The organism is Lacticaseibacillus kribbianus, from assembly GCF_020180945.1.
GTDB lineage: Bacteria > Bacillota > Bacilli > Lactobacillales > Lactobacillaceae > Lacticaseibacillus > Lacticaseibacillus kribbianus.
In genome coordinates, this window is sequence record NZ_JAIPUL010000001.1 from 516,481 (window position 1) to 542,027 (window position 25,547).

A 25,547-nucleotide genomic window follows, 5' to 3' on the forward strand; every position below is an offset into this window, starting at 1 on the left:
ACGGGGCGATGAAGGAGTTGAAAGTGATTTGTTCAAGCACGAATTTCAAAGCATCGTCAAACACAAGGGGTTGATGTGGGCGATGCTGGTGATCTTGTTCATTCCCTTTGCCTATTCGTTTTGCTTTTTGACCTCGGCATGGGACCCCTACGGCAACACCGGCAAGATTCCGGTGGCGGTGGTGAACCTGGACCAGCCCGCGGAGCTTGAGGGCGAACCGATCAACGCCGGGCACGACACGGTGGCCGAGCTGAAGGACGACAAGCAGCTCAAGTGGATTTTCTGCACGCCGGAGCAGGCCAAAAAGGGCCTGGCGAGCAACAAGTACTACACGGTCGTGACGCTGCCGAAGGACTTTTCGGCCAACGCGGCGACGCTGCTCGATGCGCACCCCAAGCAGATGAAGCTGACCTACCAGACCAACGGCTCTTTGAACTACGTGTCGGAGATCATCAGCCAGGTCGGCGCGGACAAGCTCAACGCGCAGATTCGCGAGAAGGTGACCACCGCCTTCGCCCAGGCGCTGTTCGCCAAGGTGTCCGAGATCGGCAGCCAGCTCAAGGTGGCCAAAAACGGCGCCAACAAGCTGGTGGCCGGCCAGACCACGCTGAAAGACGGCCTGGGCCAGTACACGGCGGGCGTGAGCCAGGTCGACGGCGGCCTGAGCCAGATGAACGGCCAGGTGCCGGCCTTGGCCTCGGGCGTCGCCCAGCTGACGGACGGCGGCAGCCAGCTACAGAGCGGTCTCGGCCAGCTCAACGGCAAGGCGCCGGCCCTGGCTTCAGGCGTGGGTCAGCTCAACGGCGGCCTCGCGACGCTCAACAGCAAGACCCCGGCCCTGGCCAGCGGCGTCTCGCAGCTGCAGGCCGGCGGCGTCAGCATCCACGACAACCTCGGCAAGATCAACGGTCAGGTCAACGGCAAGACGGCCGAGACGGACCTGACCGGGTCGGTGCAGAAGCTGACGGACGGCCTGGATCAGCTGTACAAGGCCGTGTCGACGAAGACCGGGGACGACCCGAAGTTCGTCGATGCGATCGACCAGCTGACGGCCAACCTGGAGCAGATTCAGACGGCGACCAAGGAACTGCCTTCGGGCGCCAGCCGCCTGAGCGCCGCGATGAGCAAGCTGCACAAGACGGTCACCAGCCAGATCGGGTTGTTCAAGACCTTCTACAATGACGCCAAGTACCCGGCCGTCGCCAGCATGATGGGCACCGGCAGCGGTTTTGACACCGAGAAAAAGGCGCTTGTGGCCGACCTCAACACCAGCAACAAGCAGATGCAGGCCGCCATCGACGCGGTCAGCGATCCGGACCAAAAGGCGGCGCTTGAGGCAGCCTTTGCCGCCAACAAGAAGGCGTCCGGGGCGGTTTCGACCAAGCTCGGCACCGCGTACATGGTGCTGAACACGGTCAAGTACAACCTGACCACGGAGGACACCGATCCGACGGTCAACCCGGACACCGGCGAGAAGGATCCCAAGGGGCTGTTGAAGGCGGTCGGCGAGCTCGACGACGGCCTGAGCCAGATCAACCTTGGCCTGAACACGCCGCGCCCGGCCGTCGGCACCGACGCGCAGTACACCTTTGCCCAGGGGCTGGCCGCCCTGGTCGCGGGGCTCAAGAAGCTCCAGGTCCAGGCGCCGACCTTGGTCGACGGCGTCAAGCAGCTCGATGAGGGGATCAACGCCCTGAACAAGAAGGCGCCGCAGCTGGCCTCCGACATCAACCAGCTCTACAATGGCGCCGGGCAGCTGTCCGGGGGGCTTAATCAGCTCAACGGTCAGGTGCCGGCTTTGACCAGCGGCGTCTCCCAGCTGTACGCCGGGAGCACGCAGCTGAACAACGCCGTGCCGGCCCTGCAAAGCGGCGTCAAGCAGCTTTACGACGGGTCGGTCAAGGAGGCCGCGGGGCTCAACGAGCTCAACGGCAAGGTGCCGACGCTGACCAGTGGCGTCAAGCAGCTTTACGACGGCACCCAGCAGCTGACGGCCAAAAACAAGCAGCTGACCTCCGGTGCGGACCAGCTTTTGGACGGCAACACGCAGCTGGCCACCGGGCTTGACGATGGCTACCAGCAGATTGTCGCCACCAAGCTGACCAAGCTGACGGCCAAGATGTTCGCGGCCCCGGCCCAGGACGTCCAGCTCAAGTACACGACGGTCAAGAACTACGGCGCCGCACTTGCACCTTACGTGCTGGCCCTCGCAATGTTTGTGGCGATCATCATCTTCAACTTCGCCTACCCGATGAAGCGGACGGAGGACGACGACCGCAGCCCGCTTGCCTGGCTGCTCGGCAAGCTTGCCATCGGCACCCTGGTCGCCGTTGCGGCGGCGTTGATTGAGGCCACGCTGATGCTTCTGATGATGCATCTGCCGGTGGCCAACGTCGCCGGGTTCTACGCGATGACGCTGCTCTTCGCGCTGGCCGCGCAGTACCTGACCATGGTCTTGAACCTCGCGTTCGGCCGCGCCGGCATTTTCATCGCCCTGGGGCTTTTGACCCTGAGCGGCTCCGGCGGCCTGTTCCCAGCGGAGACCATCAGCCCGCTGTACGAGTCGACGCAGAAGTTCCTGCCGATGACCTACGCGATCAACGGCTACCGCGAGGTGATCACCGGCGGGATGGCGACGGACACCACGGTCACAAGCGTCGTGATCCTGCTGGCCGTGGGCCTGATCTCACTGGCCCTGATGATTCCGGCGGTCATGATGCACCAAGGACTGAAGACGACGGATTAAGACACAGCCGGCGAAAAAGGGGGGAGCGCCGTGGCGGACGCACAGCTGTTGAACGACTACATTGAGATGTACTTCGAAACGTTCAAGAACATCGACGACCTGATCAATGCGCCGATGAAGGCGGACGGGTTGTCCTTCGAGCAGTTCTTCATCATGCACGACTTGGCGGCCGGCCACCGGCTGGCCATGACCGAGATTGCGCAGCGCCGCGGCGTCACCCGGGCGGCGATTTCGCGCCAGATCAAGGCGCTGATGGCCCGGGGGATGATCACGCAGGAGCGCCACGTGAGCGACCGAAGGCGGCTGCCGCTGGTGTTGACGGCAAGCGGCGCGGCGGTGGTCGCCCGCCTGGACGTCACCATCGCCGCGCGCTTCGACCGCTGGGTGGTCGCGCTCGGCGAGCCGGACGCCCGCGAGCTGCTGCGGCTGCTCCAGAAGGTCGGCGACAAGCTGATTCGCCCGGTGGTCCCCGCAGACGACGGCGCGTGACCCAAACCCTGAACAGACCTGCGAGCGCCAGCCGGGCAACCGGCTGGCGTTTTTTGCGTCCCAGCGCGACGAACCCAGCGCGGCGCAAGGCGCGCTGAGATCCCGGGTAGCGACAGGCAGGGCGTGGAGCGCCTTTAGCTAGCCGGGCGGCGCGGGGACGCCTTGGTTACCGGTATCGCGCTTTGGCAACCCGATGACGCGCACCACCGGGAGTGTTAAGCTTGGGGTAACGGTTTCAGGCGCACGCCCGGAATCAGAATGGAGGGCCTAACATGGCAACGGATAAGGAATTGATGGTCGCAGGCAAGCTGTACTACTCGGGAGGCGCGGAGCTTCAGGCCGGGCGCGAACGGGCGCGGGAGTTGGTGTACGCGTTCAACCAGACCGCCCCCAAGCAGATGGATGAGCGCCAGGAGATTTTGAACCAGCTGATCGACAGTCCGAGCGGCGATCCGTACATGGAGGTGCCGATCCGCGTGGACTACGGGGAAAATGTTCACGTTGGCCAAAGATTTTACGCCAATTATGACTGCATTCTCCTCGACATCGCGCCGATCACCATCGGCGACCACGTGATGTTTGGCCCGCGCGTCGGGCTTTACACGGCGGGGCACCCGCTGATTCCGGCCATTCGCAACGCCGACCTGGAGTACGGCCACCCGATCACCATCGGCGACAACGTCTGGCTGGGCGGCAACGTCACGGTGTGCCCCGGTGTGACCATCGGGGCCAACACCGTGGTCGGCGCCGGCGCCGTGGTGACGCACGATCTGCCCGCCAACGTGGTGGCGGCCGGGGTGCCGGCCAAGGTGATTCGGCCGATCACGGAAGCGGATAAGGCGGACTGGGAGGCCCAAAAGGCGGCCTACGAGGCGACCCACACGGCCGAGTGACCGAGGCCGGCGAGCTGGCTAGGCGGCGCTAAACTCCGGTCGGTGACGGCGGGGGCAATCGCGCGCAAGCCGCCGCGCCGCGCGGCATTACAGAAAGATTAGGAAGCCCAAAAAATATACTTGTTTTATGGTTGCTCGCGGGGTACAGTATCATGTGGGGTTACACGAGCACCCGGTTAGGCCGGGCGGATTTGACACCAAATTTCTAATCCAATAGAAAAGAGGCCACTCGAAATGAAGGCAAATGAACCGAAGAAGAAGCGCGAGGTCCTGCACTTTGCGGAGGAACCCGGGCAAAAGAGTTTAGACGAGGTCAACGGCTCCGTCGAGGTCCCCAAGAACGCGGGCTTTTTCCGCACCCTGATGGCCTACACCGGCCCCGGCGTCCTGATCGCCGTGGGCTACATGGATCCGGGTAACTGGATCACCTCGATCGCCGGGGGCGCGCAGTTCCAGTACCGCCTGCTGGCCGTCGTCCTGCTGTCCAGTTTGATCGCCATGCTGCTTCAGAGCATGGCCGCCAAACTGGGCATCGTGACGGGGAAGGACCTGGCGCAGCTGACGCGCGAGCACACCGGTAAGGTCTCCGGCTTCCTGCTTTGGATCGTCGCCGAGCTCGCCATCATGGCAACCGACATCGCCGAGATCATCGGCTCGGCGATCGCCATCAAGCTGCTGTTCAACATTCCGCTGATCGTCGGCATCATCATCACCGCCGCCGACGTCTTGATCCTGCTGCTTTTGATGAAGCTGGGCTTCCGCAAGATCGAGGCAATCGTCGCCACGCTGGTCGCCGTGATTCTCCTGGTGTTCGCCTACGAGGTCTTCCTCGCCAAGCCGAGCATCACCGGGATCCTCGAGGGTTACCTGCCGGTCAAGGAAATCCTGACCAACCACGGCATGCTGTACCTGACGCTGGGGATTGTCGGTGCGACCGTGATGCCGCACGACCTGTACCTCGGCTCGTCGATCTCCCAGACCCGTAAGGTGGACCGCAAGAACCGTGACGAGCTGGCCAAGGCCGTCCGCTTCTCCACCATCGACTCCAACATGCAGCTGTTCCTGGCGTTCATCGTCAACTCGCTGCTGTTGATCCTCGGTGCGGCGCTGTTTTACGGCACCAACTCCGACCTCGGTCGCTTCGTCGACCTGTTCCACGCGCTGAGCGACTCGCAGGTGGTCGGCGCTATCGCCAGCCCCGTGCTGTCCATGCTGTTCGCCGTCGCGCTGCTGTCGTCGGGTCAAAGCTCGACGATCACCGGGACCTTGGCCGGGCAGATCATCATGGAGGGCTTCATCCACCTGAAGATGCCGATGTGGGCGCAGCGCCTGCTGACCCGGCTGCTCTCCGTCACGCCGGTTCTGGTCTTTGCCATCTACTACCACGGCAACGAGGCCAAGATCGAGGACCTGCTGACCTTCTCGCAGGTGTTCCTCAGCGTGGCGCTGCCGTTTGCGGTCATCCCGCTGGTGGCCTTCACCTCCAACCGGGACTTGATGGGCGAGTTCGCCAACAAGACCTGGGTGCGCGTGTGCGCCTGGACCGCGACTTGGGTGCTGATCGCGCTGAACGTGTACCTGATTCTTCAGACCTTGGGCATCGTGGGCTGACCCTCGCTGCCAAAAAGGCGATTGCCGTCACCGCTGCTGCGGTCGAGGCAATCGCCTTTTGTGTTATGCTGAGTTGGGGTTACGCCTGGTGTGCGGCGTGGGTGCCGCTTTGCGGGTTGCTTTGGCCGTAGTAGGCGTCCTTGCCGTGCTTGCGGTAGTAGTGCTTGTCCAGCAGGTACTGCGGCACGTGGCTGTCTTTGTGGCTCAGCGTCAGCGCGTGGTAGTCGATCTCGGCGACGACCTCCAGCACCTTGGCGTTGTAGACCGCCTGGGCCGGCGTCGCCCCCCAGGCGAAGGGCCCGTGCTGGGCGACCAGCACCGCCGGCACCGCGGTGGGGTCGATGCCCTCATCCTGGAAGGTGGTGACGATTGCGTTGCCGGTTTCCGCCTCGTAGGCGCGCTCAATCTGCGCCTGGGTCAACGGTGCGGTGACCGGCACGTCGCCGTAGAAGGTGTCCGCCGCGGTGGTGTTCAGGGCCGGCACCGGCAGCTGGGCGCTGGCGAAGGCCACGGCCCACGGTGAGTGGGTGTGGACGATGCCGCCGATGTCGGGGAAGGCGTTGTACAGCACCGTGTGGGTCGGCGTGTCGCTCGAGGGGTTCAGCCTGCCCTCGACGACCTCGCCCTTGAGGTTGACCACCACCATGTCATCGGGCGTCAGCTTGTCGTAGGCGACGCCCGAGGGCTTGATCACGAACAGGCCGGCGGCGCGGTCGATGCCCGAGACGTTGCCCCAAGTGAAGGTGACCAGGTCGAGCTTTGGCAGCTGCATGTTCGCCTCGTAGACTTCTTGTTTCAGTTGTTCAAGCATTGCAATTCCTCCGTATCATTTTTGCTAAGCGGTGCGCGGACTTGAGCTTCGGCGCGCCAAGCGGTAGAATTTATCCGCACCAATCTAAGGGAGACGCGAGCTTATGGAAAAAAAGTACCAGGCGGTCACGGCCGCCATCCGCGGTTGGATCGCGGACGGGCAGTACGGCGACGACGCCCAGCTGCCGACCGAAAGCGCGCTGATGCAGCAGTTTGCCGTCAGCCGCCACACCATCCGCAAGGCGCTGGCCGAGCTTGAGGCCGCGGCTTGGGTTTACCGCGTGCAGGGGGCCGGCAGCTTCGTCACCCCTAAGGCCAAGCGGGGAGCCGGTCAGCCGGCGCAGGGCACCGTGGCGGTGATTGCGACCTACCTGAACGATTATATTTTTCCCGCCATCATCGAGGGCGTGGAGCAAACACTGAGCGCCTCCGGGGTCGCGCTGATGCTGGCCAGCACCCGCAATGACCCGGCGCTTGAGGCCCAGACGCTCGCGCGTTTTCTTGCCAACCCGGTGTCCGGGCTGATCATCGAGCCCAGCCAGTCGGCCTTCGAGCTCGCCAACCGCGACGGCTACCGCAAGCTGCTTGAGGCCGGGGTGCCGATGCTCACGATCAACGCGCGCGCGGCGGATCTGCCGGTGCCGGCCCTGGTGATGGACGATGCCGCAGGCGGGCGGCTGGCGACCGAGTACGTCCTGGCGCGCCACCACCGCCGCCTGCTCGGGGTGTTCAAGACCGACGACCAGCAGGGCATCGACCGCATGAACGGCTTCGTGACCGCGCTGCAGCGTATGAGTGGGTCGACCGCCGCCAGCCTCGTCACGTACCGCACCGAGACGGCCCCGGCAACGCTTGAGGCGCAGCTGACGGCCGTCCTGGCCCGCCCCGACCGGCCGACCGCCGTTGTCTGCTACAACGATACGGTGGCGCTGCGCGTGGCGACCGTGGCGCAGGGGCTGGGGCTGACCGTGCCGGCCGACCTGTCGTTGATCGGTTTTGACAACGCGGGGCTGGCCACCGCCACCGGGGAGCAGCTGACCTCGATCGACCACCCCAAGGCGCAGATGGGGCAAGACGCCGCGGCGATGATGCTTTCGATGCTTGCGGCCGCACCCAAGGCCGCGCTGCCCCAGTCGCGCGTGTACGCCCCGGTGGTGGTGCCGGGCGACACGGTGCGCGACTTGGCCGAATAACACGACAACCCACAGGCACGCCGAACGCGGCGTGCCTTTTTGTGTGCCGCGACAATCCCGCCGGGGCAGGCCGGTCCGGCGATGGCTCGCGCCCGTGGGAGCTGACGAATCCGGCGGGTGGTTGGCTGCCGCCTGCGGTCAGGACCAAGCGGCGTGCAGCGGCAGGTCAGCCCCTGCCAGGCGAATCGCGGGCAGGCCGCGCTGGTACTGGGCGATGTAGCGGTCAAAGCCCGCGGTGCCCGCGGCGGTCGGCGCAAGGGTCGTGCCGCTGGCGCCGGCAAAAATCACCCGGTCCAGGTAGTCACCAAGGTTGTCAAACCCGTGCGAATCCAGCGCGAAGGCCGCCAGCACCGCAGCGCCCCACGGTCCGCCCTCGCCGGCGTTTTGCATCACCGTGATCGGCGTGGCCAGGGCGTCGGCCAGCACCTGCTGTGCAATCTTCGGGGTGCGAAACAGCCCGCCCTGGGCCACCAGCCGCGTCGCGCGGATGCCCTCCGCCTGCACCAGCCGGTCGCTGCCGATCTTGAGCGGGGCGAAGGCGGCGAACAGCTGGCTTTGGATGAAGTTGGCCAGGGTGAAGTGCGCGTCCGGGGTTCGCACCGCCGACGGCCGCCCGGCGGCGACTGCGGTGATGTTTTCCCCCGACAGGTTGGCGTAGTTCACCAGCCCCCCGGCGTCCGCATCGGCCGCGGCGGTGAGTGAAAGCAGCCTGCCGTACAGCGCATCGGCGGCCTGGGGCGCACCGAGCGCCTCCGCCAGCTCGCCGAACAGGCCGAACCAGGCGTTGAGGTCGCTGGTGCAGTTGTTGGCGTGCACCATCGCGACCGGCGCGCCGGCCGGGGTGGTCACGCAGTCGATGTCCGGCTGCACGGTGTGAAGCGGCCGGTTCAGCACGATCATGGAAAAGGCCGAGGTGCCGACCGACACGTTGCCGGTGCCCGGCCGCACGCTGTTGGTGGCGACCATGCCGGTGCCGGCGTCGCCCTCCGGCGGGGCCATCAGCGCACCGGAGCGCAGGGTGCCGGTGGGGTCCAGCAGTTGGGCGCCGTGGTCCGTCAGTCGCCCGGCCGCGCTGCCGGCCGGCAGGGGCGTTGGCAGCAGCGCGCGCAGGCTCACCGGGTAGCCGGCCGCGGCCGCCAGCGCGTCGAACTGGGCCAGGCGCGCGGGGTCGTAGGCGCGGCCAGCGGCGTCAAGCGGGAACATGCCGGAGGCGTCGCCTGCGCCCAGCACCTTTTTTCCGCTGAGCTGCCAGTGGATGTAGCCGGCCAGCGTCGTCAGGAAGGCGAGGCGCGGCAGGTGCGCCTCGTCGTCGAGCATCGCCTGGTAGAGGTGGGCGACGCTGAAGCGCTGCGGCACGTTGAACGAAAGGGCATCGCTGAGCGCCGCGGCGGATTGGGCCGTGGTGTTGTTGCGCCAAGTGCGAAACGGCACCAGCTGCGTGCCGTCGGCGGCGAAGGCCAGGTAGCCGTGCATCATCGCGGACACACCGATCGCATCAAGCGTGGTCAGCGGGTGTCCGGTGGCCGCCTGCACCTGCGTCGCCACCTGGGCGATGCAGTCCTGAATGCCGCGCCAGGCGTCCTGCAGGTCGTAGGTCCAGTAGCCGGCTTCCAGCCGGTTCTCCCAGGCGTGGCTGCCGGTGGCCAGTGTCTGCGCCTGGCCATCGATCAAGACGGCCTTGATGCGCGTGGAGCCCAGCTCGATGCCCAGGCTGAGGCGCTCGGAGGGATGGCGGGTCATGGCGCTCACCGGCTTTCGTCCAGGTTGACGAAGGTGAGCTTGAACATGGTGGCGAGGTCTGCCAGCTGCGCCATGGTCAGCGTGGTGCTGAAGACGGTGTGGTGACCGCCGCCGTTTTGAATCCAGGCGGTGGCGCCCCGCTTCAGGCCGACCTTGGGCGTCCAGAGCTGGCGCGCAACCGGCAGGTGTGGGGCCGGGGCCTCGGCCGCCTTGGCGTCGACGCTGTAGCCGATCAGGCGGTATTCGTCGCCGAAGTCCGAAACGGTGACGTCGATCGCGTCGCCGACCTGGCCGTCAAAGACCAGCCGTGCCGGGTCCTTGCGGTCGCCGATGCCCAGCGGGTGAACCTCGACGCGCGGCTTGGTGGTCGCAAGCGTCGGGTCGACCTCCAGCATGTGGGAGCCGAGGATCACCTCGTGGCCCTGGCGCAGGTCCAGCGTGTAGTCTTCCATGAAGCCGGTCGCCCGGTTACCGCTGGCGATCTTGAGTAGGCGGTCCAGCGCCGCGGTCTTCCAGTCGCCCTCGCCGGCGAAGCCGTAGCCCTCGCGGTTCAGGAGCTGGACGGCCAGGCCCGGCAGCTGCTCAATGCCCCAGAGGTCCTCGAAGTTGGTGGTGAAGGCCGAGTAGCCGCCGCGCTCAAAGAAGCGCTGCATCGCGATTTTTTCCTTGAGCTGGTAGCGGACCTGCTGTTCGTAAAACGCGGGGTCGTTGGCGCCGACGACCAGGTCGTAGCGGGCCTTAAGGTCGGCGTACTCGGCGTCGATGTCGGCCTCACTGACGCGGGTCATCTCGTCCACTAGGTCGCCGATGCCGTAGTAATCGACGGTCCAGCCCAGCTGAATCTGGGCCTCAATCTTGTCACCCTCGGTCACGGCGACGTTGCGCATGTTGTCGCCAAAGCGCGCGACCTTGATGTTGAAGCTTTCGTTGTAGGCGACGGCGACGTCCATCCAGTCGGCGATTTCCTTTTGCACTGCCGCGTCACCCCAGAAGCCGTAGACGACCTTGTTGTGCTTGCGCAGCCGGGCGTTGATGAAGCCGTACTCGCGGTCGCCGTGGGCGCTTTGGTTGAGGTTCATGTAGTCCATGTCGATGGTGGCCCACGGAATGTCCTGGCGGAACTGGGTGGCCAGGTGCAGCAGCGGCTTTTGCAGCAGCTTGGTGCCGCGAATCCAGTTCTTAGCGGGTGAGAAGGTGTGCATCCAGGTGATGACGCCGGCGCAGGTGTCGTCGAAGTTGGCCTCCTTCATGCCGCGGGTGATGGTGGCCGCATCGATGGCGACCTCCTTGAGGACGACGGGGTAGGGCAGGGTCTTGGCCGCGTTCAGCGCGTCGACGATGTGTTCAGCATCGGCGCGCACCTGACGCAGGTCGTCCTCGCCATATAAAGCTTGGGAGCCGACGATGAACCAGAATTGATAGGAATGGGTTGTGAGCATGAGTTGTTCTCCTTGCTGGTCGCGAGGACCGGGTAATTGGTAGGGCTTTCGTCACGATACTAGAATATTTGTCCGGATAATTCAATTGCGACCGACGAAAATCGGACAACTAATCGGGCGACGGTGACCGGACGTCTCGGACGGCCGCGGAGATTTCCCGCGGTATCGGCCAAAAATCGGCTTTTGTTGGCGCAAGTGACTTGTCATTATCGGCGCAACCGACTAGAATTTGTACGTAAACTAGCCGCGCCGACGTCGCGTCGCCGCGGTCCAATCTCACAATGTGACCGCTGCCATCGGGCGGCGGCATGCGGAAAGGGAACAACTCAACATGGCAGACTTTCAACAATGGGCGCCGCGCGCGCCGATGGGGTGGAACAGCTGGGATTGCTTCGGTGCCTCCGTGACCGAGGCCGAGGTGCGCGCCAACGCCGACTACATGGCCGCCCACCTGCGCCAGTTCGGCTACACCTACGTGGTCGTGGACATCCAGTGGTCGCAGCCGAACCCGGACGGCTGGGCCTACCGCCCGTTCACCGACCTTTTGATGGACGACCAGTGCCGGCTGATCCCGGCGCCGAACCGTTTTCCCTCGGCAAAAGGCGACGGCGGCTTCACGGCGCTTGCGGATTACGTGCACGGGCTGGGGCTGAAGTTCGGCATCCACATGATGCGCGGCATTCCGCGCCAGGCGGTGCACCGCGACCTGACCTTCGGGGACGGGATCCGGGCGCGCGACGTGGCGGCCAACAACATCTGCCGCTGGAACCCCGACATGTACGGGCTTGACATGGCAAAGCCCGGCGCCCAGGCCTACTACGACAGCGTGGCGGCACTGTACGCCAGCTGGGGCGTGGACTTCATCAAGTGCGACGACATCGCCGACTCCACGCTGTACGGGATGATGAAGTCGGAGATCGTCGCGCTACGCCGGGCGATTGACAAAACGGGCCGTGAGATGGTGCTCAGCCTATCGCCGGGCCCGGCCGACATCAACGAGGGCGCCTTTTTGCAGCAAAACGCCAACATGTGGCGGCTGACCGACGACTTCTGGGACACCTGGCCGCAGCTTGAGGGGATGTTCCCGGTGGCCGCCAAGTGGGCGCCGTTCGTGCGGCAGGGCAGCTGGCCGGATCCGGACATGCTGCCGCTCGGGGCGATTCTTCAGCGCCAGGGCGGGCCGCGCTCGCGCTTCACGACCGCCGAGGCCCAGACGATGCTGACGCTGTGGTCGCTGTTGCAGGCGCCGATGTTTCTCGGCGGCGACCTGACGGCCAGTGGCCCCGAGGAGGCGCTTTACACCAACCCGAAGCTGATGGCGATGCGCGAGGACCTGATTGAGGCCTGGCAGGTTGACGCGGACGAGAAGCGGGTGATCTGGCACGGCCGCGGTGCAAAGAACGATTACGTCGCGGTGTTCAACCTGACCGAGCAACCTGTGCCGCTGCCAAAGCGGGCGGCGACCGCCGAGCCACTGTGGACGGCAGACGCCATCGCGCCGCACGGGGTTGCCGCCTGGGCGACGGCGCGGTAGCCAGCGCCACCCTGCGCTAGCCGGTGCCCTGAGACCGCGCTTCTCCGCCTTGGATATCGTCGGGCTGCGCGGGGCAACGCGGGCGCGGCTTGCTACGCCGGGATGCTCGGGCCAAAGTGCGGCCCAATCCCCCCGGCTAGGCAACCCGTCCCGCTAAGTGCGCCCCGCTCCGCCCTGGTCATCGTCGGGCTGCGCGGGGCAACGCGGGCGCGGCTTGCTACGCCGGGGTGCTCGAGCCAAAGTGCGGCTCAATCATCCCGGCTAGGCAACCCGTCCCGCTAAGTGCGCCTCGCTCCGCCTTGGAATACAAATAGCGCCAACTTCCAGAATCTTGGAAGTTGGCGCTTTTCTGTTGTCTTGGAAGACTTAAGTCAGACCAGGCGCTTGCGCAGCGCACCGGACAGCCAGTCGACGGCCGTGACCATGATGATGATGCCGATCAGGATGATGCCGACCCGCGGCCAGGAACGCGTCTGAATCGCGAAGATCAGAGGCGTCCCGACCCCGCCGGCACCGACCATGCCCAGGATCGAGGCAGAACGGATCGCGAGCTCGAAGCGGTACAGGGTGTTGGAGACGAATTCGGGGAGCAGCTGCGGCAGGGAAGCCAGGATGGTGACGTCCAGCCGGGTGCCGCCGGCCGCGGTGACGGACTCGCCGGCGCCGTTGTCCATGTTTTCGATCGCCTCGGAGAACAGCTTGGCGAGCATGCCGACACTGTGGAAGCCGACCGCCAGGACACCGGCGAAGGAGCCGGGGCCGACCGCCTTGATGAACATCAGGGCCATGACGATTTCTGGGAACGTGCGGATCGCGGTGAGCACGAACTTACCGGAGCGCGAGGTGAGCCAGAACTTGTTTTTGGTGTGCGCCGCCCAGAAGGCGAAGGGCAGGCTGATGATCGCACTGATGAAGGTCCCGAGGAACGCGATGCCCAGGGTTTGGAGCAGGGCGTTGGTCAGGTCCTCGCCGTCGCCGGTCCAGACGTAGCTCCAGTCGGGGTGAATCAGGCCGTCGAGCATGGACTTGGCCACCATCACCGCGTTTTGCTTGAGCTCGAAGCTCGGCATGCCGGTGAAGGACCAGACAATCAGGACGATGACGGCCGCCCAGCCGAGCCAAAACGGCCAGCGGTGCTGCGCCGGCTGTGCCGGCAGTTTTTTCATTTCGGTCATAGCAAGGCCTCCCGCATTTTACCACTGGTGTAATCGATCAACAGCACGACGATGAAGATGACCAGCACCATCAGGCCGACGCGGTCGTAGCGGAACATCGACAGGGCCTGCTGCAGGTAAACCCCGATACCACCGGCACCCAGGTACCCAAGCACGGTACTGGCGCGGACGTTGATCTCAAAGGCGTACAGCACGTAGGAGACGAAGTAGTTGGCAATCTGTGGGAGCACCGCGAAGCGGATGATCTCGAGGCGCCCGGCACCGGCCGCGCGCACGGCCTCAAGTGGGCCGGGGTCGATGGTCTCGACGGCCTCGTAGAACAGCTTGCCGACCATGCCGAAGGTGAAAATCGCCAGGGTGATGACACCGGCAACCGGGCCGATACCGACAACGGCAACGAACAGGGCGGCGAGCATCAGGTCAGGAATCGTGCGGACGATGTTCAGGATGAAGCGGAAGACGCCGACCACGACCTTGTTGGTGACGATGTTGCGGGCCACCAGCAAAGCGTATGGGAAGGCGAGCACGGAGCCGATCAGGGTCCCGATGACGGCCATCTTGATGGTTTCAATCATCGGCTGGAAGACGTAGGTGGTGTAGGACCAGTCGGGCTGGCACATCTCGACGAAAATCTTGGTGAACTCGCCGAAGTTCTCGAAGAACTTGCCCATGTGCGCGTCGGTGATGAAGGCCGACCAGATCAGCCCGAGCACCATGATGATGGTCAAGACCCACTTTTGCCAAGGAAAAGCACGCTTTGGTAAGGTCATCTTAACCCTCCTCTTCGCCGCTGTAGATCTGCGCCATCGTCGCGTCGTCGGCTTCTGAGACCGGCCCGTCGAAGACCTTCTCGCCGGCGCGGATGCCGATGATGCGGGTCCCGTACTCCTGGGCCAGCTCGACGTTGTGGAGGTTGATCAGAACCGTGATGCCCATCTCCTGGTTGATGCGGCGCAGGTCGTCCATGACGCGCTTGGTGGTCTGCGGGTCGAGGCTGGCGATCGGCTCATCGGCCAGAATGATCTTCGGCGCCTGAGTCAGTGCGCGCGCGATGGAGACACGCTGCTGCTGACCGCCGGAGAGCTGATCGGCGCGGGTGTAGACCTTGTCCTCAAGCTCGACGGTCTGCAGGGCCTCGTAGGCACGCTGCTTGTCCTCCGGGCTGAACAGGCCGAACATCATCTTCCAGGTCGGGTAGTAACCGACGCGCCCGGTCAGGACGTTTTTCAGCACCGTGGCGCGACGCACCAGGTTGAAGTTCTGGAAAATCATCCCGATGTTGCGACGGATGTGCAGCAGCTGCTTGCCGCGGGCCTTGGTGATCGACTCTCCATCGATGCGGATATCCCCGTTGGAAATATCGTGCAGGCGGTTCACGGCGCGCATGAGGGTACTCTTACCGGCACCACTCAGGCCCACAACGACAACGAATTCGCCAGGCATGATCGTCAAGTTAATGTCTTTGAGGCCGAGGACCCCATTGTCATAGATCTTGTTGACATGGTCGAATTCAATGACGGGCTTTGGTTCTGACATGTGTTTTCCTCCTGAAAACGCGGCCACAAATTTGATCGTGGCCGCGTCTAAGTATTGCCGCTTACGCGGCGTCGTGATTGCTCACGAGAACTGGTTATGTAGCGCCCCGGACCCCGGGGCGGGGGATTTGGCGCGGTCAGTGCCAAATCTTAGTGTACTACTTACTGCCGCGCTTGAGAAGAATCACTTCGCGTCGTCGTTGACGATCTTGTCGTACTTGCGGACGATGTCGAAGTTGGAATCCTTGGTGTTGACGTAGCCTTCGTGGGTGTAGATGGAGGAGATGATCGCGTGACCTTCCTTGGACTTCACAATCTTCTTGAAGGCTGCGGCCAGCTTCTTGCGGAAGGCCTGGCTCATGTCGGTGCGAACGGTGATCGTGTCGTTCGGAATCGGCTTGGTGAAGTAGATCGGGACAACCTTGTTCATGATGTCCGGCACATCCTTCTTGACGATGTTGCGCGCGTCTTCGAAGATGAAGGCCGCGTCGGTGTCGCCGTTCAGAACGGACATCACGCCTTGGTCGTGGCCCTTGACGGTGACCAGTGTGTCGTCCTTAGGAATGTCGACGCCCTTTTGCAGGAGCTCGGCAACCGGCCAGATGTAGCCGGCGGAACTGGTGACGTCCTGAACCGCAATCTTCTTGCCCTTGAGATCCTTGTAGGACTTGATGTCGGAACCCTTCTTGACCACGATCATGGAGCGGTAGGAGCCAACCAGCTTGTCGGTGTTCTTACCACCCGGCTGCTTGATGCCGAAGCGCTCGGCCTGAAGCAAAACGTCCGCGGCGCCTTGCTTGTGGGCAACCACGTAGCCATCAGGCGGCAGGAAGCCAACGTCGACCTGCTTGGAGTCCATCGCTTCAACAATGGAGTTGTAGTCGGTGGAAACCGAAACCTTAACCGGAATGTGCAGCTCGTTTTTGAGCAGCTTTTCCAGTGGCTTGGCCTTGGCCTCGATGGTGTCGGCCTGGGAAGAAGGTACGAATTGAATGTTCAACGACTTTGGCGTGTAGTCCTTGCTACCCTTGTCGGCAGAGCTCGACTTGCTGCTGCAGGCGGCAAGCGAGGCCGCGGCGAGCAGGAGCGTGCCGGTGACGGCGAGTGTCTTCCAGATCTTCATTCTATTTGGTCCCCCAGTAAGTTTTTGTCTGTGTCAGTTCACAGCATGGCAAAATCCGAACGATATGTATCCTGTGCCGATGATCGGGCGGCGAAGTCCGAATTTCAACTGCCACAAGCAGTATAAAACGGGATACGGTTAAATTCAACCGGAAGTTCACGCGATTTTCAAAAATTGTTCGGCAAGAGCCGAACGATGTCACAAAAAAGTCAATATTCATTTACACCGATATTGTTTTTGAAAGCGAAATCGGTTTCATTTTCAACCTCCGGGGCCGCGCCGGAGGGTGGCAAGGGACGCCGCAAGCGCGTGATCTTCGAACTCGCACCGTTATTTATTAATGGAAAGAAAACGTATTCATGACCGACCGTGCTCTCGCCACCGGGGTCCGGTCGCCTCCTCCTCGGCCCGCCGGTACGGGCGCGACGAGGCCTTGGCGACGTCGCGCAACGGCCGCCGCACCTAGCCACTGGCGCCGTTGCGCGCGCTCGGGTAGACTTAGGGGGAGAATGTCCGAACGTTCCGCCGGGACTAAACAGAATTCGGACAATCGTGTAACAGTAAATCCCCGTTTCACCATAATATTTGGCTTTCCTCCGGTACAGATGTGTGGTATCTTGTATAACAGCAAACGAAGGAGGTTTATCATGACGGATAAACAGTACGGTGGCGACCTGATCGTCGATAGCCTGGCCAACCACCAGGTGGATTATGTCTTCGGCATTCCCGGGGCCAAGATTGACCGGGTCTTCGACCAGCTGGCGCACCCGAAAAACCCGAACGCCCCGCGGCTGATTGTGGCCCGGCACGAGCAAAACGCGGCATTCATGGCCCAGGGCGTCGGCCGCCTGACCGGCAAGCCCGGGGTGGTGATCACCACCTCCGGGCCCGGCGCCTCCAACCTCGCCACCGGCCTGGTCACCGCCACCGCGGAGGGCGATCCCGTGGTCGCCATCTCCGGTCAGGTGCGCCGCGCCGACCTTCAGCGCTCGTCGCACCAGAGCATGAAAAACGCCGAGCTCTTCGCGCCGATCACCAAGTACGCCGTGGAGGTCCAGGACCCGGACAACATCTCCGAGACCATCGCCAACGCCTTTCGCGCCGCGGAATCGGGCAAGCAGGGGGCAAGCTTCGTCTCCGTGCCCCAGGACGTCACCGACAGTCCCGTGACCACGCACGCGATTCGCCCGCTGCACGCCCCAAAGCTCGGGCCGGCCAGCCCGGAAGACATGACCTACCTCGCGCGGGCCATCAAGGAGGCCCAGCTGCCGGTGCTATTGCTTGGCATGCGCGCCTCCTCGCAGGAGGTGACGGCGGCGATCCGCGACCTGCTTGCGGTCACCGAGCTGCCGGTGGTCGAGACCTTCCAGGGCGCGGGCATCATTCCCCAGGCGCTTGAGGCCAACTTCTTCGGCCGCGTCGGGCTGTTTCGCAACCAGCCGGGCGACCAACTGCTGCAGCGCAGCGACCTGGTGGTGGCGATCGGCTACGATCCGATCGAGTACGAGCCGCGCAACTGGAACCCGGCCGGCGACTCCCGCGTGATCGTGATCGATTCGCTGGCCGCCGAGATCGACCACAACTTCCAGCCAGAAACCGAGCTGGTCGGCGACATCGCGCTGACGCTGGCGGTGCTGACGCCGCTTCTGCGCGGCTACCGGGTCGCACCTGGCGCCAAGGACTACCTGACGGCGCTTCAGGCCAAGCTCGCCGAGCGCGACGTGCCGCCAGCAGCCGCCAAGTCCGGGCTGGTGCACCCGCTGGCCATCGTCGCGGCGCTGCAGCAGCGCGTGGACGACCACATGACCGTCGCGGTGGATGTCGGCAGCTTCTACATCTGGATGGCGCGCCACTTCCGCAGCTACGAGCCGCGGCGGCTGCTTTTCTCCAACGGCATGCAGACGCTCGGCGTGGCCCTGCCGTGGGCCATCGCGGCGACGCTGGTGCGCCCGGGCGAAAAGGCGGTGTCCGTGTCCGGCGACGGCGGCTTCTTGTTTTCCGGGCAGGAGCTTGAGACGGCGGTGCGCCTGCACGCCAACCTCGTGCACATCATCTGGAACGACGGCCACTACGACATGGTGAAGTTCCAGGAGGAGATGAAGTACGGGCGGGCGGCCGGCACCAGCTTCGGGCCGGTGGACTTCGTGGCCTACGCCGAAAGCTTCGGCGCCAAGGGGCTGCGGGTGACGCGCCAGGAGGACCTGGAGGCGGTGCTCGACGAGGCCTTCGCAGCGGACGGGCCCGTGGTGGTCGACATTCCGGTCGACTACAGCGACAACCCGTCGCTCGGCGCGGCGATGCTCGAGGATCAATTCTACTAAAACCAAGCGACCGCGCGGGCATTCCCGCGCGGTTTCGCGTAATCACTTACAGGAGGCAGCAATGACGACAATGTATCAGCACGGCACCCTGGCGAACCTCGTGCCAGGCGGTTTTGAAGGCACGATGACTTTGGGGGAGCTGCTCACGCACGGCGACACCGGCATCGGCACGCTTGAAGGGCTTGACGGCGAGCTGGTGATCCTTGACGGCGTGGTGTACCAGGTGACGGCGACGGGGACGGTGAACCGACCGGATGCGGACAAGACGGTGCCCTTTGCCAACGTGCACCCCGCGGATTTCGAAGCCGTCGGCACCTTTTCGGCCACGGGGATGGCCGAAGCCAGCCACCGGTTTGAAAAGGCGATCGCAAGCGCCAACCGCTTCGCCGCCGTGCGCCTGACCGGCCGCTTCCAGTCGGTGACCGCCCGCGCGGTCAAGGCGCAGCACGCGCCGTACCCAAGCCTCGTGGCCACGGCGGCGGACCAGGCGGTGTTCACCCGTGAGGACGTTGAGGGGACGCTGATCGGCTACTTTGCGCCGACCCTGTACGGCGGCATGGCGGTGCCGGGCTTTCACCTGCACTTTCTGGCCGCGACGCACGACTTCGGCGGGCACGTGCTGGACTTCGGCGCCGTGTCCGGGACGCTTGGCGTGCAGACGTTTGCGGACGTGCAGCTGCACCTGCCGGACACGCCGGCATTTTTGGCTCGGAACCTGGACTCACCCGACGTGCTGGACCAGATTGCGACGGCCGAGGGCGCCCGAAACTAGTTGACAGCGTTTTCAGCCAAGGCTAGAATTGGAATGTTGGGGGAAAGGGGAATCGCGATGCGACTCGCACCAGAGACGAAGGTCTTCATGTACATGCTGACCATGTCGGGCAAGCCGGACGTTCAGGCCGATACGATGTGGCAGGAGCGCTACCACATCGAGCCACGCCGCCTGATCGGGCGGCTGGTTCACCGCGGTCTGGTTCACCAGCTGCCGGAGGGCTTCACGCTGACGCCCAAGGGGCAGGCGGCCCTGGCCGACATTGCCGATTGGCTTTGGATTCACGAGTACTACCTGCCGGACGTGATCGACTTCACCCGCTTGCGGCGCCACCCTTGGCAGCCCAAGCGCACCGGCTACCCGCTTTTGCACGACTGCCTGGTTCAGGCGGCCGCGCGCAACCAGGACGACCCGGCCTACCTGGCGGTGATCCTGCGCCACCAGCTGCGGCTGGAGTACGACACGCAGCACGACGAGGCCGCCATCTGCACGCTGATGGCCCTGATCGACCAGGACCTGGACCTACGCGGCCCGATCGAGGGCGCGACGTTCAGCTACCAGACCACCTGGGCGAAGATGACCCAGTTCGAGAAGTCGATGCTCAAGTCGCTGCTCAGCCGGCTGGACTGGACGCTTGCGGATTTTGAGATGCACTTCTCCGCGTGGCTTGACACCCAGCCGCGCAGACCGCGCCTGTTCACGCGCTTTGAGCTGATGACGATCGTGATGTACGAGCTGGCCAACAACGTCGGCGCGCTGACCCGGCTTTACGCCGGGGCGGCGGCCCGCACGTGCCCGGCGCAGCCCATGGTCGGCGAGAAGCTGATGTCCTAGCCGAACGCGATTAACCGAGACAAGCAAATACGCCTTTCGAGTAATCGAAAGGCGTATTTTAGTGCGCTCAGGGCCGAATCAAAAGCCGGTCCTTGACGCGCGGGTCGCAGACGTCGCGGTGGGCCGCTGCGGTCTGAGCCAGCGGCAGCACGCGATAGGCCAGCGGGGCCAGCGCCGCAGCGTGCGCGACCAAAAAGCGGTTCGCCGCGGTCAGCTCGGCCAGGCTGGCGTGGCTGATCACAAAGCCCACCAGGCGCTGGCGGTTCATGTAAAAGCGGGGCAGGTCGAAGCTCGCCTGCGGCTTGGGCGGCGTGGCCATCACCACGATTTGGCCACCCGGGGCCAGCACGTCGAGGCTTTGCTGCAGCGGCACGCGCCCGGAGGTGTCGACCACCGCGGCGACCGGACTGCTCAGGTGCCGCGCCCAGCCCTCATGGTAGTCGACCGGGTTGGCGCCGAGCGCGGCCACCGTGTCAAAATCGCGCGGGGCGCAGGTCGCAGTGACGGTCAGCCCCTGCAGGCGGGCGCACTGGATCAACAGGCGCCCGACGTGCCCGGCGCCGCCGGCCACCAGCAGGCGCGCGCCGGGCTTGAGCTGCAGCAGCTGGTTGACGATGATGGCGGCGGTGGCACCGGGGTGAACCAGCGCCAGCCAGGCGTCCGGGTCCACGCCCTCGGGCAGTGGGGCCAGCCGCGCGGCGGGGATCACGGCGTTGGTCGCGGTCACCCCCTGGCGGCCGTCGTAGCCCGCGCTGTTGGTCCAGACCCGGTCCCCGACGGCAAATTCCGTGACCGAAGCACCGGTGGCGACCACGGTGCCCCAGGCGTCGCGCCCGACGACGAAGGGGAAGGTCAGGGCGGTTTGAAAGGTGCCAGCCCGCACGTAGGTGTCGACGCGGTCGACGGCCGCGGCGTGCACGGCGATCAGGCAGTCGCTCGGGCCGACGGGGGGCAGCGGCAAGGCGCCGATCCGGATGCGGTCGGGGCCGCCGATTGTGGTGATGTACGCCGCCTGCGCGGTGGTCGGCAGGGTGGATGAAGTCATGGGATGCGCCTCCTTTGGCGCCTTCAGTGTACCATTTTTTTGGCCGGGCGGCGCGTCAGGGCGAAGGCCAGCACGGCCTCAACCGCCATCAGGCCGACCAGGATCACCAGCGTCTTGGCGGTGCCGGTCACGGTGCCTGCGGCGAGGCGGCCGGACTCGGCCTGCCCCGCGGCGACCAGGCTGGCGGCCAGGCTGGTGCCGACCGCGGCGAAGAACTGCTGCGCGGTGTTGAAAATCGCGTTGCCGTCCGGGTGAGACTCAGCGGGCAGGGCCTGCAAGCCGCTGGTCATCAGGTTGCCGTAGCTCACGCCCATGCCCAGCATGAAGACGCAGTAGCAGCCCAGGATCGCAGTGTCGCTCAGGTGGGCGGCAAAGCCCAAAAGCCCGAGCAGCCCGGCGAGCGTCAACAGCGCCCCGGCGCGCAGCGGCAGCCGGGCGCCGTGCGCGTCGAGCAGCCGCCCGCCCCACGGGCCTGCGGTTGCGCCGAGCGCCGCGCCCGGCAGCACCACCAGCCCGGCAATCAGGGCCGAGCGGTGGTTCACCAGCTGAATGGCGTTGGGCAGCAGAAACGAGAGGCTGAGCGCGGCCACCTGCAGGCAGGCGAAGGCCAACAGGTGCGTGGTGAAGCCGCGGTTGGCGAACAGTTGCAGGTTCAGGATCGGCGCGGCCAGGCGGCGCGAGCGCCAGACGAAGCCAACCAGCGCGATCAGGCCGATCGCCAAGGCGCCGGCGACCTGCAGGCCCCAAAACGGCACGGTGCCGAGGTTGGCGAGGCCGTAGATCAGCCCGGCGAAGGTCAGGCTGATCAGCGCGACGCTCGCGCTGTCGATCCGGGCCGCCTGAGTCGGGCTGACCTGGCGAATGCAGGTGATGCCCAGAATCAGGGCGACCACCAGCACCGGCAGCAGGAACCAGAACACGCTGCGCCAGCCCAGCGTCGCGACCAAAACGCCCCCGAAGGTTGGCCCGATCGCCGGGGCGACGCCGGTGATCATGGTGCCGACGCCCATCATCGTGCCGATCAAAGCCTGCGGCACCTGCTCGAGGATGATGTTGAACATCAACGGCAGCGCGATGCCGGTGCCCAGCCCCTGCACGGCGCGGCCGAGCAGCAGCCAGACGAAGCGCGGGGCCAGGGCGTCCATCAACACGCCGAGGATGAAGCAGCTGATGGCGACCAGAAACAGCGACCGGGTGCGAAAGCGCCGCTTGAGCGTCGCCGACAGCGGCACCAGCGCGGCGACGACCAGCAGGTACACGGTGGTCAGCCACTGCACGGTGTTGGTGGTGACGTGAAACTCCGTCATCAGGGTGGGAAAGGTGATGTTCATTGCGGTTTCGACGATCACGCCGCAAAACGACATGAGCCCGGTCGCCACGATGGCAAGCACCGTGGCGAGGCTCAGGTGATTGGATTCAGTCATGAGTGATATCGCTTCCTGTAATCTGAGTGAATTGGGTGAGCATGGTGACGAAAAGGGCCAGCTCTTCGGGCGTGAAGGCCTCGGTCATCGCCGCCTGCTGGGCGCTGATGTAGGCCGACACCCCGTGCTGCAGCTCTTGGGCCTTGGCCGTCAGCGCGACCGTTTTCTGGCGACCATCGCTGGCGGCCTGGCGTCGTTCCACCAGTCCGGCGCGCTCCATGCGCTGAAGCAGCAGGGTGGCGGAGGAGCGCTGAATGTTGAACTCGCCCTCGATGTCGCGCTGAAGGGCGTCGGGGTGGTCGGCCAGGTAATCGATGATGGACATCTGCACGCCGGTCAGGCCGAACTGCCTGGCGTACGCGTCCATGCCGCGCGCCATCTGGTTGGCGGCGTGTTTGAGCAGCTTGCCGTATTCGGGCATGGGCTCACCTCCTGAAATTTGTTAGTTAGCTAACGATTACGAGCATAGCGCAATTTTCGCTAGGTCGCAAACGTTTTTTGTGGCAAAAAAAAACGCCGGGGATTCCCCGGCGTGAGCAGTGGGCCTACCTGCGGCGCAGCACCAGCGTGGCGCAGGCGACTAGGCCACCGCTGACGGCGAAGGTGGCACCGAAGCCGAAGCGGCTGACCGCAAAGCCCAACAGCGGGAACAAGACGATCATGCATACGGAGTAGAGCAAGGACGCGACGGACAGCAGCGTCGCGCGCTGGGCGCTTGGGATGCCGTCGTTGTAGTAGACGTCAAACACCGGACGCAGCAGGGCCGACAGCGCGTAGGTGAGCAGGTACACCGCGGCCAGCAGCCACGCGGCATCGAGCCCGGCGGCAAGCAGGGCCAGCGCCAGCGCCGCGCTCAGCCCGATCAGCACCCGGCGCGGGGAGAGGCGCAGCAGGTGCGGGCTGAGCTGGATGGCGAGGATGGCGACCAGCGCGGCGGCCGCCAGCAGCGCGGTGATCACGCCACCGGCGAAGTGGCGGGCGGTCATCACGCTTTGGAAGTAGTAGTAGTAGCCGGTGGTGATGGCGCTGAAACTGGCGTCAAACACCATCAGGGCCAGCAGGCGCCGATCGTGGCGCAGCACGCGCCAGGCGGTGGTCACGATGGTTTTGATGGTCTGGTGCGGGGCGCTTTGCGCGTGCAACGGCGGCTCGGCCAGCCGCCACACCGCGCCAATCGCGAGCACCGCCAGGCCCAGGGCGATCGCGTAGGTGGCGGCGAAGTGCCAGTGCGTCATCGCCCCGGCGACGATCAGCCCGCCGCTTGAGGCGACCTCGATGACGGTGTTGAGCCGGCTGGTGACCTGGGGCCAGCGCGTAGTTTCGCCCGCCGCCTTCAGCGATTCGTAAAGCAGCGCCTCGAGCGTTCCGGACTGCAGGTTGAACGACCAGGCGGAAAAGACGAAGCTGGCGGCGAACCACCAGAAGCCGCCGCGGTACAGCATCATGGCGGCGGACACGAGGGCGGCGATGCGCGACAGCGTCAGCATCCGGCGGTAGGTGAAGCGGTCGGCCAAGACGCCCGAGGGCACCTCGAACAGGAACGAGGCGACGTGAAACACGCTTTCGCACAGGCCGATGGCGACCAGGCTCAGGCCCATGCGGCCCAGGTAGATCACCCACAGCTGGGTGATGCCGCAAAAGGCGAAGAAGCTGTACGCGTAGGCGGCGCGTAATTGTGAGTTAATTTTCATGATTTTCTCCATAGAAAAAGCGCAAGCGTCGCCGCTTGCGCCAGCGGCGGTCCAAAAAAGGGTAGACTATCCCCGTTAGGCCGCCAGAATGTATGTAATCGTGTAGATGGTCACTTGCCACGCGTGCGTCATGATGCGCCTCCGAAATTGTTACGGGTAGCATACCGCAAACAATTCGCACGCGCAATGCCAAAGTCGTTCGAAATCTGGTAATATAGTCGCATACATTAAAAATCGTGATAAAGGAAGATTACGTTGACGAACAAAACCCTGATCTTCGGCTCGGCGCTGGTCGATGCCCTGATGAATGTCCCGAACGTCCCGCTGACCGGCGGCAACGCCCTCGGCGATTTCCTGGAGTACCAAGTCGGCGGCTGCGCCATCAATGCCTACTGCGCCATGCGCTCGGCCGGTGAAACCGCCGACCTCTTCGTGCCGGTCGGCCACGGCGCCAACGCCGATCGCATCGCCGCCCACATCCGCCGCATCGGCGAGGTGCCGCACGTGATCTCCGGCGCCCCGGACAACGGCTGGACCGTCGCCATGATCGAGCCCAACGGCGAGCGCACCTTCATCGTGCTGCCGGGGATGGAGAAGCTGATTCGCCAAGACTGGCTGCGCGAGCTGGACATGGCGAGCTACGACCTGCTGTACCTCAGCGGTTTTCAGCTCACCCAGCCGCACGTGGCGGAGGACGTGGTCGCGACCTACAGCAAGCGCCGCCCAGACGCCACCGTGCTGTTCGACGTCGCGGCGCGGATTCAAAGCGTCGATCCTGACCTGTTGATGACGCTTCTGAAATCCGGCGTGATGGTCCACTGCAACGAAGTCGAGCTGCCCCAGGTGGCCAAGGGCGACACCTTTGAGGAGCAGGTCGCCTACCTGCACGGCCTGACGCACCAGCCGGTGGTCGTGACGCTCGGGGCGCGTGGCACCTACTACTACGTCTCGGACACGGAGCAGGGCATCGTGCCTGGCGAAAAGGTGCGCGTGGTCAACACGGTCGGCGCCGGCGACTCCCACTGCGGCGGGATGCTGGCGGGCTTGGCCAAGGGGCTGTCGGTGCCGGACTCAATCGCCATCGCCAACCGCCTGGCCGCCAAGGTCTGTGGGATGCAGGCCAACATGCTGCCGGTGTTCGGGTAGGGGATTTTGGCGCCGGAAGATGGCTG

The 25,547-nt window shown here is 64.7% G+C and carries 21 protein-coding genes; 10 read left to right on the forward strand and 11 right to left on the reverse strand.

All coding sequences use genetic code 11. From position 1 onward, the window contains the following. Positions 1 to 28: 28 nt before the first annotated feature. The 4 genes from LE416_RS02415 (at position 29) to LE416_RS02430 (ending at position 5,739) form a co-directional block, all read left to right on the forward strand. Entirely contained in the window at positions 29 to 2,746 is a 2,718-nt protein-coding gene (locus LE416_RS02415; protein ID WP_225046901.1) for a YhgE/Pip family protein, read from the forward strand. A gap of 30 nt (positions 2,747 to 2,776) precedes the next feature. Next, positions 2,777 to 3,235, forward strand: a complete 459-nt coding sequence (locus LE416_RS02420) for a MarR family winged helix-turn-helix transcriptional regulator (protein ID WP_225046902.1) — start codon at positions 2,777 to 2,779, stop codon at positions 3,233 to 3,235. 272 nt (positions 3,236 to 3,507) lie between these two features. Continuing rightward, complete coding sequence (locus LE416_RS02425) at positions 3,508 to 4,128, forward strand: sugar O-acetyltransferase (protein WP_225046903.1); 621 nt, start codon at positions 3,508 to 3,510, stop codon at positions 4,126 to 4,128. A gap of 234 nt (positions 4,129 to 4,362) precedes the next feature. Then, positions 4,363 to 5,739, forward strand: a complete 1,377-nt coding sequence (locus LE416_RS02430; protein ID WP_225046904.1) for an Nramp family divalent metal transporter — start codon at positions 4,363 to 4,365, stop codon at positions 5,737 to 5,739. A gap of 79 nt (positions 5,740 to 5,818) precedes the next feature. Here the strand turns inward: LE416_RS02430 and LE416_RS02435 are convergent, their stop codons facing one another. Then, positions 5,819 to 6,550, reverse strand: coding sequence for an L-ribulose-5-phosphate 4-epimerase (locus tag LE416_RS02435; RefSeq protein ID WP_225046905.1), 732 nt, complete (start codon positions 6,548 to 6,550; stop codon positions 5,819 to 5,821). Between the two features lie 103 nt (positions 6,551 to 6,653). Here LE416_RS02435 and LE416_RS02440 point away from each other — a divergent pair, with 103 nt between their 5' ends. After that, positions 6,654 to 7,742, forward strand: coding sequence for a GntR family transcriptional regulator (locus LE416_RS02440; RefSeq protein WP_225046906.1), 1,089 nt, complete (start codon positions 6,654 to 6,656; stop codon positions 7,740 to 7,742). Positions 7,743 to 7,880: 138 nt separating this feature from the next. Here the strand turns inward: LE416_RS02440 and LE416_RS02445 are convergent, their stop codons facing one another. After that, a complete protein-coding gene (locus tag LE416_RS02445) occupies positions 7,881 to 9,482 on the reverse strand; it encodes a xylulokinase (RefSeq protein ID WP_225046907.1) in 1,602 nt (533 codons plus the stop codon). 5 nt (positions 9,483 to 9,487) lie between these two features. Beyond that, positions 9,488 to 10,921: an L-arabinose isomerase gene (gene araA, locus LE416_RS02450; protein WP_225046908.1), complete on the reverse strand. Its 1,434-nt coding sequence runs from the start codon at positions 10,919 to 10,921 to the stop codon at positions 9,488 to 9,490. Positions 10,922 to 11,252: 331 nt separating this feature from the next. Here araA and LE416_RS02455 point away from each other — a divergent pair, with 331 nt between their 5' ends. After that, positions 11,253 to 12,455 (forward strand): glycoside hydrolase family 27 protein, encoded by a 1,203-nt coding sequence (locus tag LE416_RS02455; RefSeq protein ID WP_225046909.1) that lies wholly within the window; start codon positions 11,253 to 11,255, stop codon positions 12,453 to 12,455. A 371-nt stretch (positions 12,456 to 12,826) separates the two neighbouring features. Here the strand turns inward: LE416_RS02455 and phnE (LE416_RS02460) are convergent, their stop codons facing one another. From phnE (LE416_RS02460) to LE416_RS02475, 4 genes are all read right to left on the reverse strand, one after another. Continuing rightward, positions 12,827 to 13,630, reverse strand: a complete 804-nt coding sequence (gene phnE, locus LE416_RS02460; protein WP_225046910.1) for a phosphonate ABC transporter, permease protein PhnE — start codon at positions 13,628 to 13,630, stop codon at positions 12,827 to 12,829. After that, on the reverse strand, positions 13,627 to 14,400 hold the full coding sequence (gene phnE / locus LE416_RS02465) for a phosphonate ABC transporter, permease protein PhnE (protein WP_225046911.1): 774 nt from the start codon (positions 14,398 to 14,400) through the stop codon (positions 13,627 to 13,629). The genes phnE (LE416_RS02460) and phnE (LE416_RS02465) overlap by 4 nt, the downstream gene beginning before the upstream one ends. A gap of 1 nt (position 14,401) precedes the next feature. Then, a complete protein-coding gene (phnC, locus tag LE416_RS02470; RefSeq protein ID WP_225046912.1) occupies positions 14,402 to 15,166 on the reverse strand; it encodes a phosphonate ABC transporter ATP-binding protein in 765 nt (254 codons plus the stop codon). A gap of 183 nt (positions 15,167 to 15,349) precedes the next feature. Then, the gene (locus tag LE416_RS02475; protein WP_225046913.1) at positions 15,350 to 16,288 is read right to left on the reverse strand and encodes a phosphate/phosphite/phosphonate ABC transporter substrate-binding protein; all 939 of its coding nucleotides are present in this window, start codon (positions 16,286 to 16,288) and stop codon (positions 15,350 to 15,352) included. A 647-nt stretch (positions 16,289 to 16,935) separates the two neighbouring features. Between LE416_RS02475 and alsS the strand changes: the two genes are divergently transcribed. From alsS to LE416_RS02490, 3 genes are all read left to right on the forward strand, one after another. After that, positions 16,936 to 18,609, forward strand: a complete 1,674-nt coding sequence (gene alsS, locus LE416_RS02480) for an acetolactate synthase AlsS (RefSeq protein WP_241864925.1) — start codon at positions 16,936 to 16,938, stop codon at positions 18,607 to 18,609. A 61-nt stretch (positions 18,610 to 18,670) separates the two neighbouring features. Continuing rightward, a complete protein-coding gene (budA, locus tag LE416_RS02485; protein ID WP_225046914.1) occupies positions 18,671 to 19,381 on the forward strand; it encodes an acetolactate decarboxylase in 711 nt (236 codons plus the stop codon). Between the two features lie 57 nt (positions 19,382 to 19,438). Next, positions 19,439 to 20,215, forward strand: a complete 777-nt coding sequence (locus LE416_RS02490) for a hypothetical protein (protein ID WP_225046915.1) — start codon at positions 19,439 to 19,441, stop codon at positions 20,213 to 20,215. Positions 20,216 to 20,282: 67 nt separating this feature from the next. Here the strand turns inward: LE416_RS02490 and LE416_RS02495 are convergent, their stop codons facing one another. The 4 genes from LE416_RS02495 to LE416_RS02510 form a co-directional block, all read right to left on the reverse strand. Then, positions 20,283 to 21,260 (reverse strand): alcohol dehydrogenase catalytic domain-containing protein, encoded by a 978-nt coding sequence (locus LE416_RS02495; protein ID WP_225046916.1) that lies wholly within the window; start codon positions 21,258 to 21,260, stop codon positions 20,283 to 20,285. Between the two features lie 23 nt (positions 21,261 to 21,283). Continuing rightward, positions 21,284 to 22,684 carry an MFS transporter gene (locus LE416_RS02500; RefSeq protein WP_225046917.1) on the reverse strand — a complete coding sequence of 467 codons (1,401 nt, stop codon included), beginning with the start codon at positions 22,682 to 22,684 and terminating at the stop codon, positions 21,284 to 21,286. Continuing rightward, the gene (locus LE416_RS02505; RefSeq protein WP_225046918.1) at positions 22,677 to 23,105 is read right to left on the reverse strand and encodes a MarR family winged helix-turn-helix transcriptional regulator; all 429 of its coding nucleotides are present in this window, start codon (positions 23,103 to 23,105) and stop codon (positions 22,677 to 22,679) included. Before LE416_RS02505 ends, LE416_RS02500 begins: the two co-directional genes overlap by 8 nt. Before the next feature lie 124 nt (positions 23,106 to 23,229). Continuing rightward, on the reverse strand, positions 23,230 to 24,375 hold the full coding sequence (locus LE416_RS02510; protein WP_225046919.1) for an MFS transporter: 1,146 nt from the start codon (positions 24,373 to 24,375) through the stop codon (positions 23,230 to 23,232). A gap of 255 nt (positions 24,376 to 24,630) precedes the next feature. Here LE416_RS02510 and LE416_RS02515 point away from each other — a divergent pair, with 255 nt between their 5' ends. After that, a complete protein-coding gene (locus LE416_RS02515) occupies positions 24,631 to 25,521 on the forward strand; it encodes a PfkB family carbohydrate kinase (RefSeq protein WP_225046920.1) in 891 nt (296 codons plus the stop codon). The last annotated feature ends 26 nt before the right edge of the window (positions 25,522 to 25,547 follow it).